1 riboswitch is annotated in these 451 nt (G+C 31.7%).

The features are described 5' to 3' along the window. The first annotated feature begins 134 nt into the window (after positions 1–134). Positions 135–254: riboswitch (TPP riboswitch) on the top strand. The last annotated feature ends 197 nt before the right edge of the window (positions 255–451 follow it).

Here is a 451-nt window from a genome sequence, read left to right as displayed (position 1 = left end):
TCTATTTGCTACTTAAAAAACTAAAACCGAAAAAGTTTTATTCAATTATCATACTACTTTAGTAAATATGAAAATCATAAAACTTTCATTATTTGAATATATCGCTTATAATGTACTTTGAAAAATTCAATCAACGTTTCCACAGGGGGAGCTTAGGCTGAGAGTGAATAAAAAGTATAGTATAAAGCTTTTTATTCAGACCCTTTGAACCTGTTCAGTTAATACTGGCGTAGGGATTGTGGAGGAATAGAAGGATAGGCTTATTTTGTCTATTTTTCTTTTCTAAGCTCCTATGGAAAACGTTTGGTAAAAAATTCATAGGAGGTTTATTATGCGTACAACTAAATTACAACCATTAATTGAAACAGCGATTTTGGCGTATAATTGATTTATTGCCGTCGATAAAGTTAGGTCCCTGGATTTCAATATCCTTTGCGATGGTACCGGTATT

Source organism: Pallidibacillus pasinlerensis, from assembly GCF_009996845.1.
GTDB classification, from domain to species: Bacteria; Bacillota; Bacilli; order Bacillales; family Caldibacillaceae; genus Pallidibacillus; species Pallidibacillus pasinlerensis.
The sequence above is the reverse complement of the archived record's forward strand: the minus strand, read 5'-3'. Positions and strand labels throughout refer to the sequence as shown.